The following is a 15,863-nucleotide window of genomic DNA, read 5'->3' on the forward strand; positions in this document are numbered from 1 at the left end:
TTATGAAGAGGAGAATCGGCATGAGCAATCCTTTCGAAGCGTCGAATGACAGCTTCTATGTCCTTGTGAACGATCAAGGCCAGTATTCGCTTTGGCCTGCCTTTGCTCGCATTCCGGCGGGGTGGACGAAGCTTTATGAAGCAGGACGCGAAGCGTGCCTGGCTTATATTGAAGAGAATTGGACGGATATGTTTCCGCAGCCTGCCGCCTACCGGGCGGGGAGCCGATGACAGACACAGGGACAGCAGGCATTCGAGCGGTCAACCCGAAAGTCGCGATCCGGTTGATCTACGTGGCGGCGATGTTCCTCGTCGCCATGGATGCGACCATTGTCAATGTGGCGCTGCTCGCGATCTGCAAGGAGCTGGCCGTATCGCCCGCGGAGGCGGGTACGGTCAATATAGGCTATCTTGTTGCTGTGGCGCTGACCCTGCCTCTTGCGGGCTGGCTGGGAGACCGCTTTGGCGGCAAGCGCGTGTTGCTGAGCGCCATAATAGTATTTACGGCGGCGTCCGTCTGCTGCGGCCTCGCCTGGAGCTTGGATGGGCTCATTCTGTTCCGGGTCATTCAGGGCGCAGCCGGCGGCTTGATCGCCCCGGTCGGGATGGCGCTGCTGTTCCGCGCGTTTCCGCCGGAGGAACGAGCCCGGCTTTCCCGCTCGCTGGTACTGCCGATTGCTGTTGCGCCGGCGGTCGGACCGATTATCGGCGGTTTTTTCGTCGATACGCTATCGTGGCGCTGGTGCTTCTATATTAATGTGCCGATCTGCGCATTAGCCATTGCCCTGGGACTATTGGCATTGAAAGGAAATGAGCGGCAGCCAGCAAGCCAGCTTGATTTCGTTGGGCTGCTGCTCAGCGCGCCGGGCTTCGCGATGTTGATTTATGCGCTTAGCCAAGGATCGATTCGCGGATGGGGATCGCCGGAGATTGTGGTGACGGGCTTGCTGGGCGTGATGTTTATGATTGCAATGATCGTGATTTCGCTTCGCACGCCTGCACCGCTGCTGCAGCTAAGGCTGATGTCGGAGCGTTTGTACCGGACTGCGGGGCTGATCGCCTTGTGCACGTCGGCCGGGCTGCTAGGCATGCTTTACGTATTTCCGTTAATGTATCAGGACTTGTTCGGCGCGTCCGCTTTTCATACGGGACTGACGACATTCCCGGAAGCGCTCGGGTTAATGGCGGCCTCGCAGTGTATGCCATGGTCGGTCCAAAAGCTTGGCGTGCGCCGGGTCATCACCATTGCGCTGTTGTGCGCGATGGCGGTGTTCGGTGCGCTGTGTCTGGTACAAGCCGACACGAATCCGTGGCTTGTTCGCGCGCTGCTGCTCATCGGCGGCTTCACACTCGGGCATTCGGTCGGCGCCGTGCAGCTGCTGGCCTTTGCCCAAGTGGAGCCGCCTCGCATGGGGCAGGCGACTATGCTGTTCCAAGTGCAGAACCGGCTCGGTTCTGCACTTGGGGTGGCTGTCATCGGCAGCGTGCTGGCTGCCGGGATGACCGGCTCGCCGGCTGGCGCAGCCGCCGGCGTCGGATTGAGCGCGGGGCCGGCCGCGCTCGGGTACCAGGCCGCGCTGCTCGCTGCGGCCGCGTTTTTGGCGCTGGCGTGGGGGCTGGCCCTCACGCTGCGCGAGGCCGATACGGCTGGCGTGCTGGCGCGCCGATCGCAGGGGCCAGCCGCCGCTGCGGAGGCGGCAAAGCGTGCGAAGGCGCCGCCTGTTTCCTCGTAGTCCGCACACACAACAACCTCAGCTCCCGGTAAGGGCTGAGGTTGTTTGCTGCAGATACGGTATAACGGGAATAAGGAAAAGCTTGGTCAGCCTTGGAATAATAGTAAAGATCCAGTCTTGATTTTGCCGGCAGATGTGATAGACTTCACATGAAGGTGCTCCGCTCTTTGGGTGATGTGGTTGTTAACAAACACGATTTTACCAAAGATTCGGGCATTTTTTCGTTCATCGAACAGAGTCGCTTTCGAAATACAGTCTAACCTCGTTGAAAGGAATTATAATGACTCTATTTGGCACAATTACCGCGATCGTTGTGGCAGTATGCATTTCTATTTTTCTCGGACCCTATGGAATAATCGTATTAATCTCTCTAACCTTCGGACTCGTCTTAAGCACGCATGTGAGAAATAAAGAAATTTATTCGGATCTACAAAGAATCAAAGAAAAGCTGGGGATCGAAGATAAGGACGATTTTAACATGAGTGATGAAGCGATTGAACAAGAATTGGAACAATACATGGAACCCGATGAGAAAGATAGCAAGACGAAGAATGACTTGTAGTCGGTTCCAAGATCAAAGGAGTAAGCATCATGTTTAGGAAGCTATTTGGCTTGAAGAATAAACGGCATCCGGAGACGTTCATTATCGTTCAGTTGAATGACAAAATGATGCCAATGGATAGAGGAATCCTTTACGAAGAGCCGCTGGATGCGTTTTTGCGTTCTAACAACTATGGCGAAATAACCGGCGGCGGAACCATGCAAGCCGAAACCGGTGAAATCCAGTTTTGCGATATCGAGATTTTAATTTATAAAGGAAACGACCCTAAGTCGGTGATTGCCGAAATCATTGATGAGCTGGAGGACATAGGTTCGCCCAAGGGATCGCATGTGATGGTCGAACGCACAGAGGAATCCATCGCTTTTGGCCAAAAAGAAGGGTTAGCCGTTTACCTGGACGGGGATCTTCCTGACAGCGTATATGCGGAGCACGATCTGGGCGCTGTGCTTACGGAATTGTCGAGATTGCTTGGTTCGGATAAAGAGGTTCAGAGGTATTGGCAAAGTGAAAACGAAACCGCCTTTTATTTCTATGGACAATCTTTCGAGGCGATGAAAAACGCCATATCAACATTCATAGAGGAGCACCCGTTATGCCGGAATGCCAGAATCGTTCAGATTGCCTAGCGCATTCGAATAAATGAATTATAAAGGAGAACGTCTGCATGCATATGAGTCCGACGGGAGCCATATTTGGAATCCTTCCGCTTATTTTGTTTTTTGTCTATATCGGACTGGCGGGGCTGGGTGTATATTGTCTTATTTTGTTTATCCAGCTGGCGCGAAGAGCGATAAGGGCATTGGATATTTACATAAGCGAGAAAACCGACCGTAGAGATCACTAGGCGGAACCATCCTGCATAAGGAGGCTTGAGGTGCTGACCGATATTGCGATAACAGAGCTAATCAGCTCGTCAAGCGAGAAGCTGACCGCACTTAGCGGCGGACGAAATCATGCTGTTTACTTATATGATGATCTTGGCGAACGCCTGTGTCTGAAACGATTCCAGTCCGCCAAGAACAAACAGGCCAGGAATGAGTGGAATTCATTACACGCGCTGCATAATTTCACCGAAGGGATAGCACCTGAGCCGCTCCGCTTCATCGAGGGGCTGGACGGCAGCTGCGTTATTGCGATGGAATATGTGGCTGGTCAGCGATTAAGCGATGTTGAGAACGTTTCCCGAGAACAACTGCATGCTTTAGCGGCTGTTATGAAGACAATGTACTCGATGCCGGTCAGCGACTCGTCGTATAAATACGAACAGGTAAACTGCAGCTCGGCGTGCATGCTTTCCAGAGTACGGCAGTTTTTTGCCAACGAGGATCATTGTCGCGTAAGAGGCGAACAAGCATCAGATGTATGGGAGCTGGGAAAAGGGTGGGTTTTCGGCCAAGAAGCGGAGCGATTGATGCTTGGCGGGGAACGGGTGTTTTCAAGAGGAGATCCGAATTTGGCGAATTGTCTCTGGGATGGGAACGCGCTGCGGCTGGTTGATTTCGAATATGCCGGCGTAACGGACCGGGCTTTCGATTTGGCTGATTTGACGGAGCATGTGAACGCCGCAAGGATCGATGAAAAAAACTGGCAGTGGTTCGTGGAACCGTTTGAATTGTCCGCCAATGAAACTGTGCGATTCGCGGCTTCCCGTAAGCTGGCTTCGCTATTTTGGCTTACCCGGTTATGGCCTATACATGAAACCGAGGCAGAGCTCGCTGCATTTAACAGTCAAGGGCAGCGGGTAATCCGTTGGTTGGGCTAACGACTGTGTTTCATCATATAATGGAAAAGGTGGTTGCCAAGGTGAAGTCATCCTCAATCGTCAAAGATGATATGAAAAAGCGGTTAAAAGGCGTCTACTCTACAGCGGAAAAAAGCAAGCAAGTCACCCTCCACACGCTGCCGGATTTGAAGTATATTGTTATGACAAGGCAAGGGAAGTTCGATATCTGCAAACTGAATGAATCCAATAAAGTATACAAATGCCTGAATCGCATCAAGCATTACACGGCAAAGGAACAGAACAGAAATTTTATTATCGGTCCTACGGAGTTCGAATGCGAAGACCGGACGGCCGAAGCGGCATCCATTACGATCATGATTTGCGTACCCGATTATTTGGAGGACCGGCAGCCTCATAGCGCGATGATGGACAGTTTAGGCGGTGTCGAACCATCGATTTGCTTCAAAACCATTCCGGGCGGCACGTTTGCCCAAATATTGCATGAAGGGCCCTATGACGATATGATCCATACGAAAGCGAAATTCGCCGAAGGCATTGCGAGCAAAGGATACGTACCGGTTGGCGCTCAAACCGAGATTGTGATGAATCCGATGCTTCATCATAACCTTTGCAAGATCATCGTCAGGCAAAGGATTGAAACAAGGACTACTTGAAGGGAGTTCCGATACGAATACGTATTGAGGCCTATCGGAGGATTTATGAGATGATGTTGGGCCGGCCGTAGTGTAGTGATAACGGAGGATGTTTGATGAAACAAAAGCATAGCGATATGACCAGAAAAACGAAATATTTAATGTATTCCGGATCCGCTTTGTACGCTTTATCGATGGTCATGCGATTTCCATACGTTTGGCGTTTCGTACTGCTGATCGCCTTGTCGGTTGTACTGACGTTGCTGATCGACGAGCCGATCAAAGGGTTTTGGAGAAAGCTGGTTACGGTCTTCGCCTTCTTGTTTCTCGTCGGTACGCTGATGGGGCTTGTGCTGATCTTGATCAAGATGGTGCTGATCCTGGGCTGGCCGGCCTGAGGCAGGCAGGTTGGATGAAGCGTGATGAGCAAAGGACAGCGGGGAGGCTGTCCTTTGGCATGAGAGGGTCGATGAACTTCTCGTTTGATGCGGTATGTTATCGCGTAAACACGTGGTTGCCGATTTTGGCGATGGGGGTACGCGCTTTGCTCCAGGACGCTTTCGCGGTCTTGGGATTGTAATAGTAGAGCGCACCGTTGGTCGGGTCCGAGCCGTTGAGCGCTTTCTTTGCAGCCGTATAGGCGTCTTCGCTGGGCGACAGCTCGAATTGTCCGTCTTTGACGGCCGAGAATTGGCCGGGCTGTAAAATCACTTCTTCGATCGTATCGGGGAAAATGGTGGACTGTACGCGGTTTAATACGACGGCGCCGATCGCAACCTGTCCGTCGAACGATTCGCCTCGCGCTTCGGCGTAAATGATGCGCGCCAAGTGGTCGAGCGCCGTTTCGGTCGGCGCGGCCGCCTGCTTCAACGAAGAGACGGTGGCTTCGTCGGCCACGCCGTCGGACGGAAGCTTGCGAGCGGTTTGGAATTGGCGGACGGCTTCGGTCGTCATAGACCCGTAGTAGCCGGTAGTCCCGTTCTTCAAATAACCTAATGCGGTAAGACGCTCTTGCAGATCAAGCACGTGCTCGTTCCGTGCTCCTTTCTTCATCGGTTCGGCGGATGCGGTTTCGATCGCGGACACCGTTCCGGCGATGCCGGCAAATAAGGATAAAACGATCGCAGCTTTGTTCAAAATCCGGTTACCTCCTCTTTTTCAATGGTCCGTGCCAGGCGCCAAATACGGAGCGCAAGGGACGGACGTTTTTGCGAAAGGGCGTTAATCGGTTGCGGAAGCGGCTCGTCTACACGTTTCGAAGACCGGTTCGAAATTTTGTCCATCGTCCGGAAAATGAATCCAAAAGGTAGGAAAGACGCAGGTTCCGGATTGGTTTTGTCCATGGACTTGAATTTGTATTATGTTACATTTGTAAATGCACATAACAAATGACATCAAAGAAGGTCAGAGCAATGGACGCGTGGAAGCGCAATTTGTACATCTTATGGTTCGGCAATTTTTTTTGCACGGCCGGGTTCAGCATGATCGTTCCGTTTTTACCGCTATACGTACAGGAGCTGGGCATTCATGACGAGAAGCAGGCTGCCTTGTGGTCCGCCTTCATCTTTGGGATTAATCATGTGATGGTCGCGCTCGTGTCTCCATTCTGGGGGAAAATGTCGGATACGTATGGGCAGAAGACGGCGATGATCCGCTCGGGTTTCGGACTGACGATCATTATCGTATGCATGGGGCTCGTCCATACGCCATGGCAGCTGCTGCTGCTGCGAGCCGTTTTCGGAACGATGGCCGGGTTCTCGACATCCTCCGTCGCGCTTATGGCCATTGAAACGCCCAAAAGCGAGGTAGGCAAGGCGTTAGGAACGCTGCAGACAGGACAGGTGACGGGGCAGCTTCTCGGACCGCTCCTGGGCGGGGTGATGGCGGAATGGTTCGGCATGCGTAACTCGTTCTTTCTCACCGGGCTGTTCCTGTTGATCGCTACCGTGCTCGTCGTTTTCGGGGTAAAAGAATCCAGGTCCTACGAGAAGTTCCGATTCCGGCGCAAACGATCCGCCGAGAGCCACGAACCGTTACAGGCAAAGCCGGCTCCGCAACGATCCAAGCCGACACTGCGCGAAGTTGTCAGGCAGTCGCCTGTGATCGTCGCGTTATTCCTTTCGACCTATTTGATCGCTGCGAGCTTTCAGAGCATCAGCCCGATCATTTCGCTATACGTCAAAAGCATGCATGTTGAAGATCACGTCGAGCTGATGGCCGGCCTCATCTTCGCTTCGAGCGCGCTGGGCACGGTGCTGGCCGCGCCGCAGCTGGGCAAATGGGGCGATCGATACGGGCATATGACCGTATTGCTGTGCTGCTTGCTGCTCATCTCGATTCTGTATATACCGCAGGCCCGCATCTCCGACCCGTGGATATTGATGGGGACCCGCTTCTTGACAGGCTTGTGTGTCGGCGGATTGATCCCGTCGATCAGCTCGATGCTGCGGCGGTTGACGCCGAAGAGCATTCAGGGCAGCGTCTTCGCTTACAATGCCAGCGCCAATTCGTTAGGCAACGTGTCCGGCGCGCTGTTCGGCGGGATCGTGGCCAGCAGCTTCGGTATTCCGATCGTGTTCTATATCATTGCCGGCGTGTTTTTCGTCCATTTTCTGCTGCTGATTCCGCAATATGGAAAATTGGAGAAAGCGGCGATAAAACGGGAGAATGCGTCCAATTAGACGCCCCGCCGCGTAAAGAAGCCATAAGTTGTGACAAAACGTTTAAATAGGGTGATTTTTCCGCCAAACCGTGCTACATTGGGCATAGCGCGGTTTTTTTGTGCACTTCAACGAGAATGAATGCGGGTGTTTTTCGCATAGGTACAAGCCCAATGAATAAGACATAAAGGGGATATTCGGCTTTGAAAAAGAAACGGCTCATTACATGGACGCTCGCTCTGTCGATGCTGGCGTCGGGGGCGCAGGCGGCCGGGGCGCAAGTCTCCGGCACGACCGTGCATTTGCGGTTTACGGACGATCGGCAGGCCGCAGAAGTGAACGGCGCCGAGGTGCAGTTGGATGTTCCGGCGCAAGAGGTAAACGGCAGCATGTATGTCCCGATCCGCTGGGTTGGAGAGCTGCTCGGCTTTCCGGTCGCGTGGAACGCCGAACGCCGCTCCGTGGGACTGACGGCGCCGAAGGCTTATGTGGAGTGGGAGCTTGAACGCGGCGTAGCTTCCGTCAACGGGACGGAAAGTCCGCTGGAGGAAATCGCTTTAATAGCGGACGGCGCGCTGCTGGTGAAGCTGGATTGGATCGCTCCTTATATGAACGCTGCGTGCATCTACGATTCAAATGACAGCCGCGTGGAGCTCGTCTACGTTCAGCCGACCGACCGCGCGTATCGCGAGTCGGATTATCCCGGCGACACGCAGCCGAACTCGCGGCCGATCGCCATCTTTGCGACGGACAAAGCGGTATACCGGATCGGCGAGCCGGTCGCTTATATCGATTTAAGCTATGACCCCGATTCCGAGGGACTGCCCAAATACGAATGGAAGGGCAAGCAGGACGCGTTCTTCGAGCCCGGAACGTATCCGGTATCGCTGCGGATTACCGATCCGCACGGCGTATGGAGCGAGATGTTCACACAAGAGATCACTGTCATCGACGAGGTGTTCCATACGAAGAACGAGTTCCCTTGGTATGCGAAGCCGGCCGGTTCCTTCGTTAAGGACGAGTCGGCGGCCTGGCAGCGGCAGCTGGCGGAAGCGCCCCGGCTATCCGCCATCGTCACGATACCGGAGGAACGCAAGCTGATTGTGAGCGGCGCCGAGCCTGCGCTTGACCGGATCGGAATCGTCGCTCAGGAACAGGTTGACGGCAAAGCGAGGATCGTATCGCAGCATGTGAACGCCATGGCGCAGCCGGTGCGATTCGCTGCGGTGATTCAAAATCCGGATAAGGCCCGCACGCTGACGGTGCGTGTCGCCCGCGCGGGCAGCCTGCAGCCGACGCTGCTGCACCGGAATAACGTGCGACAGGCTGCCGTCGACTTTATGACCAAGGCGCCTGCGGACGAGACGCTGGAGATCAAGCCGGGGGAGACGGCGACGCTGGAGCAGTACGCGCTATATGCCGGAGAAGGATTCGCCAGCATCAGCGATATCGAGACGGACGGTCCGGCCCGCATCGGCTTTATCGCCGGGAAGGCGAATGAGCCGATCCCGCCGCTGTCATCGGCGTCAGCGCCGGAGCAGGGACAAGCCCGCAGCCCGATCGCCGTGAGCTCCCATGCCGCCGTTCGGATGGACGCTGATGCGGATGCGCAGCACTTGACCGGACTGGCGCAGTGGACGTTCGGCGAGCAGCGTTACGACGGCGCGGGGATGACCTATTCGCTGCGCTTGTACCACCCGCGTCCCGCAGCACTGGCAATGCAGGTCAAGAACGGCGTCGCCGACGGGACGCTGATCGTGAACGGGACGGTCGTTCCGCTGCCGCAAGGTGGGATGACGGATCAAGACGGCGCTTTCCTGTTCTACCGGACAACCGGTCTGGAGGCATCGGTCGAGATCGAGTGGATGCCTGCACCGGGGAGCAAAGAGCCGGTGGAATGGCTTCTGTATCCGCTGGAACCCAAAAAGTAACGTTGCAGACAGAAAGGAATTTGTTTACTCATGCGAACATTTCGTCACATGCTGCTGACCTTGATCGTCGCAGGTTTTCTTACCGTATCGACCGGGCAAGCCGCTATCGCAGCGGTTCCGGAAAATATGCAGCTGCTGCTGTACCCGGGGAGCTCCACCTTTTACGTGAACGGGTCCAAGACGGAAGCGGATATCGGGCTGGCGGAACGAAACGGGCATTATTACTTGCCCGCGGCCAAGCTGCAGGACTGGTTCGGCATTCCGGTGAAATGGAACGAGGGCAAAGGCGCCGTGCAGTTGACAACGCCTGCGGCGTTCGTGGAAGTGCTCCTTCCCGGACAAGAGCTGCTCGTTAACGGAGCTTCCCTTAACAAGGACAATAGGAACAAAGACAATAGGAGCAAAGACAATATCGTGCTGGTGCAAAACGACCGACTGTATCTTGAACTGAAATGGCTGGAGCAGTTCATTTCGTTCCGCTCGAATATCGATGCGAAGCTGCAGCGCGTCGAGCTGCGGTATATTAAGCCGGCGGAAGGCACGTTGTTTCAGAACGATACGCTGCCGAACGTGAAGCCGGTGGCGAAGTTTTCGGTGGACAAGGAGTCTTACCGGATCGGCGAGCCGATCCGCTACAGCAATCTCAGCTATGATCCAAAGGGGACCGGGCTGACGGAGATCGACTGGACGGGCAACGCGGAGGCGATCTTCACGCCGGGACTGTATAAGGTATCGCTTCAGGTAAAAGACGGAGTCGGCAATTACAGCGAGACGTTTTCCCGCAATGTCCTGGTGAAGGACGAGCCGTTTCTGGATGAATTCGAGTACAAGGTGTACCACGAGCCGGTAGGCACGTACGTGCTGGAGGAAGAAGCGGTGCTTCGCAAATATTTGCGCGACATTCCGCAGCTGCCTCTGGAGGAGCGCAAGCCGACAGATCGGCCGCTCATCGTCAGCGACAGCCCGGAGACGTTTACGGAGAAAGGCATATTGTACCAAGAGCTCGTCAACGGCAAGGCGCGGTTGTATGCGGATCACGTCAACGGAACGGGTAAGAAGATGAAGCTGGCCATTCTCGTCCGCAATCCGAGCACGGACCGCTCCGTCACGGTCAAGACGACGAATCACGGGGAAGTGTATCCTTCGATCTATGCGAATTTGATCGGCAACGAAGCGACGATCGAGTTTCTGCAGGGCGGCAAAGCTCCGCAATCGATGGTGCTGCGCCCGCAGGAGACCGCTTATTTCAAGCTGTATCCCGGCTTTTATCCCGATCAAGGGATGAATCTGATCTATGATGTGGAGACGGATGGCGATGCATATTTCTCCTTCGTGGCGATGGAGCCGGACGATGAGATCGCAGACGTCAGCCTGTACCCGCATTTGCCGTACAAGGGCAATGTCAGAGGCACGTTCACCGGCTCGGAGGTGCAGTGGAAGGTCGACGCCTCGAAGGTCGCGAAACCTTCCAGCTTCCAGCTCGGCGACGGGACCAGCGACCGCTTCGTGACGGGTTATGATTTCTTCGAGAAACGGCCGGCGCTCAATCTCGGCAATTACGGCGTCGTCTACAACATTCACGTCGAGAAGCCACAGGCGATGTCGGTATTGATCCTTCCTCGCGGCGGCGTATTCAAAGGGCCGTTCAAGGTGAACGGCAAGATCGTGCAAACGCCGCCGTCCGGCGTCATGACGGACTATACGGGTTACACGATCATAGCAAGAACGAACGGCACGGAGCCGTCGCTGGACATCGAATTCTCGCCGGCGGCAGGCTCGGCGTTCCCGATCGATATTATTTTTTATCCGATGAATCGCAAATAAAGAACTCATCCATACCTCCTTAAGGGGACGAAACGACAAAGGGCGCGGGCGATCCGCGCCTTTTTTGTTGATAACGGCTATTGCCATCGTTCCGCCGGCTGTATACAATCGGACTTATACATGACTCTCTATAGTTAGAGGAGGGATGGCCGGATGTCCTCTTCCATATGGACGTCGGGCATCGGGCTGCTTCTGATGATCGCAGCTGCGGCTGGCGCGTTGATGGCCGGGACGGCCATCCTTACGGCTCGACGGCGAAGAAGGCCGGGCGGATGGAAGCACGCCGGATGGATAGCGTTGGCGGCTGCGGCGCTGCTGGCCGCAGTGGTGCAATACGGCGCCGTCTTGGGAAGCGCGATCGGCATGGAGTACCCGCTCTCGGTACCCAAGGCGCTCATTGCGCTGGAAACGGGCAAGGCGCGGCTTGTTCCGCTCACTTCGGACGCAGTCCGGCTCGTCGGGAGAAGAGGTCCGGCCGAGCGGGAGCTGACGGCGTTCCTGGCAGAACGCGGCTGGCGGTTCGTGGAGCAGACCGATGCGGGATTCACCTATGCCCAAGGGGATGCGACGCTAACCGTGCATTCTCGCTTCCGGCGCGGCTATTGGTGGCATGAGCTGGACCGGTCCCCGAGCATGAATCCGGCCCCGGAATAATCGAAGCTTGGAACACCAGCCGTTTAGAGCGCAAACCGGTTGGTATCAGGTTCCCGGCGGGCCGCCGTTTCGCATGTTCGCTTCGCCGGCTTGCTCGTGCTGCTCACAGATCGTCAAACGGCAATTTGCGACGCTGATACAGGACCGCGTAATCATAAATTGTTCTACAGGTTATGAAGTGGAGATCATCTACTCACAACAAATGAAGGAGGTTAGCATCTATGGGCAAGCTTAACGGGCGTATTGCGATTGTGACCGGCGCCAGCCGCCGGATCGGCATCGGCACGGCCATTTGTCAGGCGCTTGCGAAGGAAGGTGCAGACATTCTGTTCACCTATTGGCAGGCGTATGACCGGTCGATGGAATGGGGCGAAGACCGCGATTGGCCGGATCGGCTCGTCGAGATGCTTCAGCAGGAAGGCGTCCGTGCCGCAGGCATGGAGCTCGACCTGTCTCAACCGGAAGCCCCGGGGCAGCTGCTCGATCATGCGGCGCAAACCCTGGGCCAACCGTCCATCCTCGTCAACAATGCGACCCATTCGACGAATGACGGTTTTCGCCGGCTCACCGCCGAAATTTTGGACGCCCACTATACGGTTAACATTCGCGGCACGTGCCTGCTCTGTGCCGAATTTGCCCGCCGGTTCGCTCTTCCGGAAGGCGGACGCATCATCAATATGGTATCCGGCCAGGATAAAGGCCCAATGCCAGGCGAGCTGGCTTACGTCGCGACGAAAGGCGCTATTTCGGCGTTCACCGTCACTTTGGCTGCCGAGCTGGCGCCGCTCCGGATTACGGTCAATGCCGTCGACCCCGGACCTACCGATTCCGGCTGGATGAACGATGAGGTCAAACGATACCTGCTGCCTAAATTTCCGATGGAACGTATCGGACAGCCAAGCGACGCCGCACGGCTTATTCAGTTTTTGGCTTCGGACGATGCGGCCTGGATCACAGGGCAAATCATTCATTCCGACGGTGGATTTCGCGATTAGATCGCGGCTGCGGCACGGAACGCGCTGCGCAATAGGCGGTAGGGAAATGAATTAGGAGGATGCAGCTTGAATACATCGTTCGATATACGAAGCTTCATCGGATCGCATAACGCAGATTGGTTCGATGACCGGCTTCATCGGCATTCGACCATTGAATTCAGTGTGGTGCTCGAAGGGCGCGGCATGTTCATCACGGGACAGCGCGAGTACCCGGTCGAAGTCGGGCACGTCGTGGTCATTCCGGCGAATTACGAGCATCGCTTCGCTGCCGTCACGAAGGTGCGCTTCGGCGTCATCCATCTGAGCCATATCCCGGCACAGCTTAGCGATTTGCTCGACAAGCTGGGCTGCTATGGAGAGCATCCGCGGCTGGTTGCGTTGTCGAGGATCGATAAAGACCGGTTTGAGCGGCTGTTCCGCGAGTGGCTTTTTTTAAAGTCCTCGTCTTTCAAGGACAAGCCCCGGAACTATATCGCATGGATGGAAATGCTGCTGTTGTTCTTGAGCGAGCATTCGCAGACGGATTTGCAGGCGATGACGGTGACCAAGGCGGCCGACTACATTCGCGAGCATTTGCGTGAAAACGTGCATATCCGCGACTTGGCCGAATTAACGGGGCTGACGAATGCTGGCTTCCGCCGGCTGTTCGAGCAAATATACGATATGAGCCCCAAACAGTTTCAGCAGCAGTGCCGGATGAACGAAGCCAAGTGGCTGTTGAACTCATCGGATAAAAGCATCGAGGAAATTGCGGAGAAGGTCGGCTTCATCAAGCTGCATTCCTTCTCGCAATGGTTTAAAAAGAAAGAAGGCGTATCCCCGTCCATATGGCGGAAAACGCAGCAGATCGACGTGCCGAAGTGACATGAGGCGTTGGGCAATGTGTTTTTTTGCGTAAATTATGTTTCGATATCGGTAAATACTTTTTATCGTCCAAAATTTATACTTTGAGATGATTGGCATCGAAAAACGCAGAAACCCATTGGAGGATCGCCTGGATGGAAATGAATCCGCTTGTGCTACAAACAAGATGCTTAAGCTCGCTGACGAAAGTATTTGCCGACGAGGAGCTTGCCGAATCGGCATTCGGACGAGCTACCGCGTTTTTGAACGAAACCTACTCGTTTCAGGTCGCTTATTGCGCGAATTTGCTCGTAAAGCCGCTGTTCGTCTCGGTCGCGTCGGAGCTCGGAGACCGCGTCTCTGTGCGCACGGTCGGCCTGGCTCCATCGGAGCTGCCTTGCTTCCATGACTATGACGAGCATGTGCTGCGCACGACGCCGGGCTTGTACCCGGATCCGCTGTATCCGTACGACGCTGTGGAAGGAATCGCGGGAATTCCCGGTCAGTGGAGATCGGTATGGATACAAGTCGAAGCGACCGATTCGCTGCAGCCCGGCGTATACCCGATCGAGATCACCTTCACGAATGCGAAGGAAGAGGTTATCGGCACGGAGCGATTTGAGCTGGAGCTGCTGCCGGCACTGCTGCCTGCGCAAAAGCTCATTCATACGGAATGGTTCCATACGGACTGCCTCGCTACGTACTACAATGTCGAAATATTCAGCGACGCGCATTGGAAGCTGATCGATCAGTACGTCGAGACAGCCGTACGACACGGGATGAATATGATATTGACGCCAGTGTTCACGCCGCCGCTCGATACGGCTGTAGGCGGAGAACGTCCGACCGTACAGCTGGTGGACGTGGAAGTGCGTGACGGAAGCTACGTATTCGGCTTCGACAACCTGCGCAAGTGGATCGAGCTTTGTACAAGCAGAGGCATTGTTTATTTCGAGTTTTCGCATCTGTATACCCAGTGGGGGGCGAAGCACGCGCCGAAGATCGTCGCCCGCGTCGATGGTACCCTGCAGCGCATATTCGGCTGGGACACCGACTCCGTCGGGGAGCAGTACCAGAGCTTCCTCGCCCAGTTTCTTCCCGAGCTCGTCGCGTTTATCCAAGAGAACGAGCTGGAGAAGCGAAGCTACTTCCACATTTCGGACGAACCGCGCCGGGCCGATCTGGAGCAGTACCGCACCGCCGCCGAACCTGTCCGCAAGCTGCTGGACGGGTTCACGATCATCGACGCCTTGTCGAACTTCGAGTTTTACAGCCAGGGCGTCGTGACCAATCCGATCCCGTCGAACAACCATATCGAGCCGTTTATCGAGCATGGCGTCAAGCCGTTATGGACGTATTACTGCGTGTCGCAGCGGGTCAACGTGTCCAATCGCTTCTTCCATATGCCGTCGTACCGCAACCGGATCATCGGCTTCCAGATGTACAAATTCGAGGTCGAAGGCTTCCTGCATTGGGGTTATAATTTCTGGTATTCGCAATATTCGAAAAAAACGCTCGATCCGTTCCGCAGCACGGATGCCCTGGGCGCATTCCCATCGGGCGATCCGTTCCTCGTATATCCGGGAGAAGACGGACCGCTCGAGTCGATCCGGATGGAAGTGTTCTACGAAGCGCTCCAGGATCTTCGCGCGCTCCAGTTGCTGGAAAGCAGCATAGGCCGCGAGCGGGTATTGGCGCTCGTCGAGGAAGGATTGGAGCAGCCGATTACGTTCAGCGAGTATCCGCATTCGATGGAGTGGCTGCTGAACAAGCGGGAGCAGATCAACCAGGCGATTTTGCTCCATGCCCACGCGCCTAAGGCGTAAGAGAGCAAGCTGCTCGGGGGGAATCGATCCGAGAAGCAAGTCTTGGCAGGTTGAATAGGATAGGAATGGGCCGCTGGGCCGTCGAGTGAAGCGCTCGGCGGCTTTTTTTGCGTTGGACGTGATGACTTTTGTAAAGATTTATAACGAACTTCTGCGTGAAGCCAGAAGAGAGCAGCAGATATCGGACGAGTGGCCGTGTCAGAGGTGAAAGGCGATTCGAAGCATAGTGCCGAAACAACGGCGAAAATGCATGTATACCCGGGGTTCGAGCGGAATCATGAGGGACGAGCTTGTTCGTCCTAGTGCGCAGTTAACTTACCGAACAGAAACGACGGGGAGGCCGGTTGATCCGTAAAGTCGAAGTAATTTAGTTATTAAACAATAGAATGAGGAGTTTTTGCGAAAAAAGGCGATTGTTATTGTGTAAAAAATAAATTTATAAAAACTTAATCTGAATATT

14 protein-coding genes are annotated in these 15,863 nt (G+C 55.1%); 13 read left to right on the forward strand and 1 reads right to left on the reverse strand.

The genetic code is table 11. The features are described from left to right. Nucleotides 1-20 precede the first annotated feature (20 nt). The 6 genes from KXG62_RS00075 to KXG62_RS00100 all read left to right on the forward strand — a co-directional run bounded on the left by KXG62_RS00075 (nt 21) and on the right by KXG62_RS00100 (nt 5,068). Entirely contained in the window at nt 21-230 is a 210-nt protein-coding gene (locus KXG62_RS00075; protein WP_218089867.1) for an MbtH family protein, read from the forward strand. Continuing rightward, complete coding sequence (locus KXG62_RS00080) at nt 227-1,732, forward strand: DHA2 family efflux MFS transporter permease subunit (protein ID WP_425517314.1); 1,506 nt, start codon at nt 227-229, stop codon at nt 1,730-1,732. Before KXG62_RS00075 ends, KXG62_RS00080 begins: the two co-directional genes overlap by 4 nt. A 591-nt stretch (nt 1,733-2,323) precedes the next feature. Then, the gene (locus KXG62_RS00085; RefSeq protein WP_218089868.1) at nt 2,324-2,920 is read left to right on the forward strand and encodes a hypothetical protein; all 597 of its coding nucleotides are present in this window, start codon (nt 2,324-2,326) and stop codon (nt 2,918-2,920) included. A 248-nt stretch (nt 2,921-3,168) separates the two neighbouring features. After that, a complete protein-coding gene (locus tag KXG62_RS00090) occupies nt 3,169-4,056 on the forward strand; it encodes a phosphotransferase (RefSeq protein WP_218089869.1) in 888 nt (295 codons plus the stop codon). A gap of 41 nt (nt 4,057-4,097) precedes the next feature. Further along, the gene (locus KXG62_RS00095; RefSeq protein ID WP_218089870.1) at nt 4,098-4,691 is read left to right on the forward strand and encodes a GyrI-like domain-containing protein; all 594 of its coding nucleotides are present in this window, start codon (nt 4,098-4,100) and stop codon (nt 4,689-4,691) included. Between the two features lie 95 nt (nt 4,692-4,786). Continuing rightward, nucleotides 4,787-5,068: a hypothetical protein gene (locus KXG62_RS00100; protein ID WP_218089871.1), complete on the forward strand. Its 282-nt coding sequence runs from the start codon at nt 4,787-4,789 to the stop codon at nt 5,066-5,068. 97 nt (nt 5,069-5,165) lie between these two features. Here KXG62_RS00100 and KXG62_RS00105 read toward each other — a convergent pair whose 3' ends face one another. Continuing rightward, nucleotides 5,166-5,807, reverse strand: coding sequence for a cell wall hydrolase (locus KXG62_RS00105; protein WP_246627226.1), 642 nt, complete (start codon nt 5,805-5,807; stop codon nt 5,166-5,168). A gap of 275 nt (nt 5,808-6,082) precedes the next feature. Between KXG62_RS00105 and KXG62_RS00110 the strand changes: the two genes are divergently transcribed. From KXG62_RS00110 to KXG62_RS00140, 7 genes are all read left to right on the forward strand, one after another. After that, on the forward strand, nt 6,083-7,351 hold the full coding sequence (locus KXG62_RS00110) for an MFS transporter (protein ID WP_218089872.1): 1,269 nt from the start codon (nt 6,083-6,085) through the stop codon (nt 7,349-7,351). 182 nt (nt 7,352-7,533) lie between these two features. Then, nucleotides 7,534-9,261, forward strand: coding sequence for a copper amine oxidase N-terminal domain-containing protein (locus tag KXG62_RS00115; protein WP_218089873.1), 1,728 nt, complete (start codon nt 7,534-7,536; stop codon nt 9,259-9,261). Nucleotides 9,262-9,291: 30 nt separating this feature from the next. Next, the gene (locus KXG62_RS00120) at nt 9,292-11,085 is read left to right on the forward strand and encodes a stalk domain-containing protein (RefSeq protein ID WP_218089874.1); all 1,794 of its coding nucleotides are present in this window, start codon (nt 9,292-9,294) and stop codon (nt 11,083-11,085) included. Between the two features lie 153 nt (nt 11,086-11,238). Next, nucleotides 11,239-11,739: a hypothetical protein gene (locus KXG62_RS00125; RefSeq protein WP_218089875.1), complete on the forward strand. Its 501-nt coding sequence runs from the start codon at nt 11,239-11,241 to the stop codon at nt 11,737-11,739. 221 nt (nt 11,740-11,960) lie between these two features. Beyond that, complete coding sequence (locus tag KXG62_RS00130; protein WP_218089876.1) at nt 11,961-12,734, forward strand: SDR family oxidoreductase; 774 nt, start codon at nt 11,961-11,963, stop codon at nt 12,732-12,734. Nucleotides 12,735-12,800: 66 nt separating this feature from the next. Then, the gene (locus KXG62_RS00135) at nt 12,801-13,598 is read left to right on the forward strand and encodes a helix-turn-helix domain-containing protein (protein WP_218089877.1); all 798 of its coding nucleotides are present in this window, start codon (nt 12,801-12,803) and stop codon (nt 13,596-13,598) included. Nucleotides 13,599-13,738: 140 nt separating this feature from the next. Continuing rightward, nucleotides 13,739-15,403 carry a DUF4091 domain-containing protein gene (locus KXG62_RS00140; protein WP_218090278.1) on the forward strand — a complete coding sequence of 555 codons (1,665 nt, stop codon included), beginning with the start codon at nt 13,739-13,741 and terminating at the stop codon, nt 15,401-15,403. The last annotated feature ends 460 nt before the right edge of the window (nt 15,404-15,863 follow it).

The sequence above is a fragment of the Paenibacillus solanacearum genome (assembly GCF_910593845.1).
In the GTDB taxonomy this organism is placed as follows: domain Bacteria; phylum Bacillota; class Bacilli; order Paenibacillales; family NBRC-103111; genus Paenibacillus_G; species Paenibacillus_G solanacearum.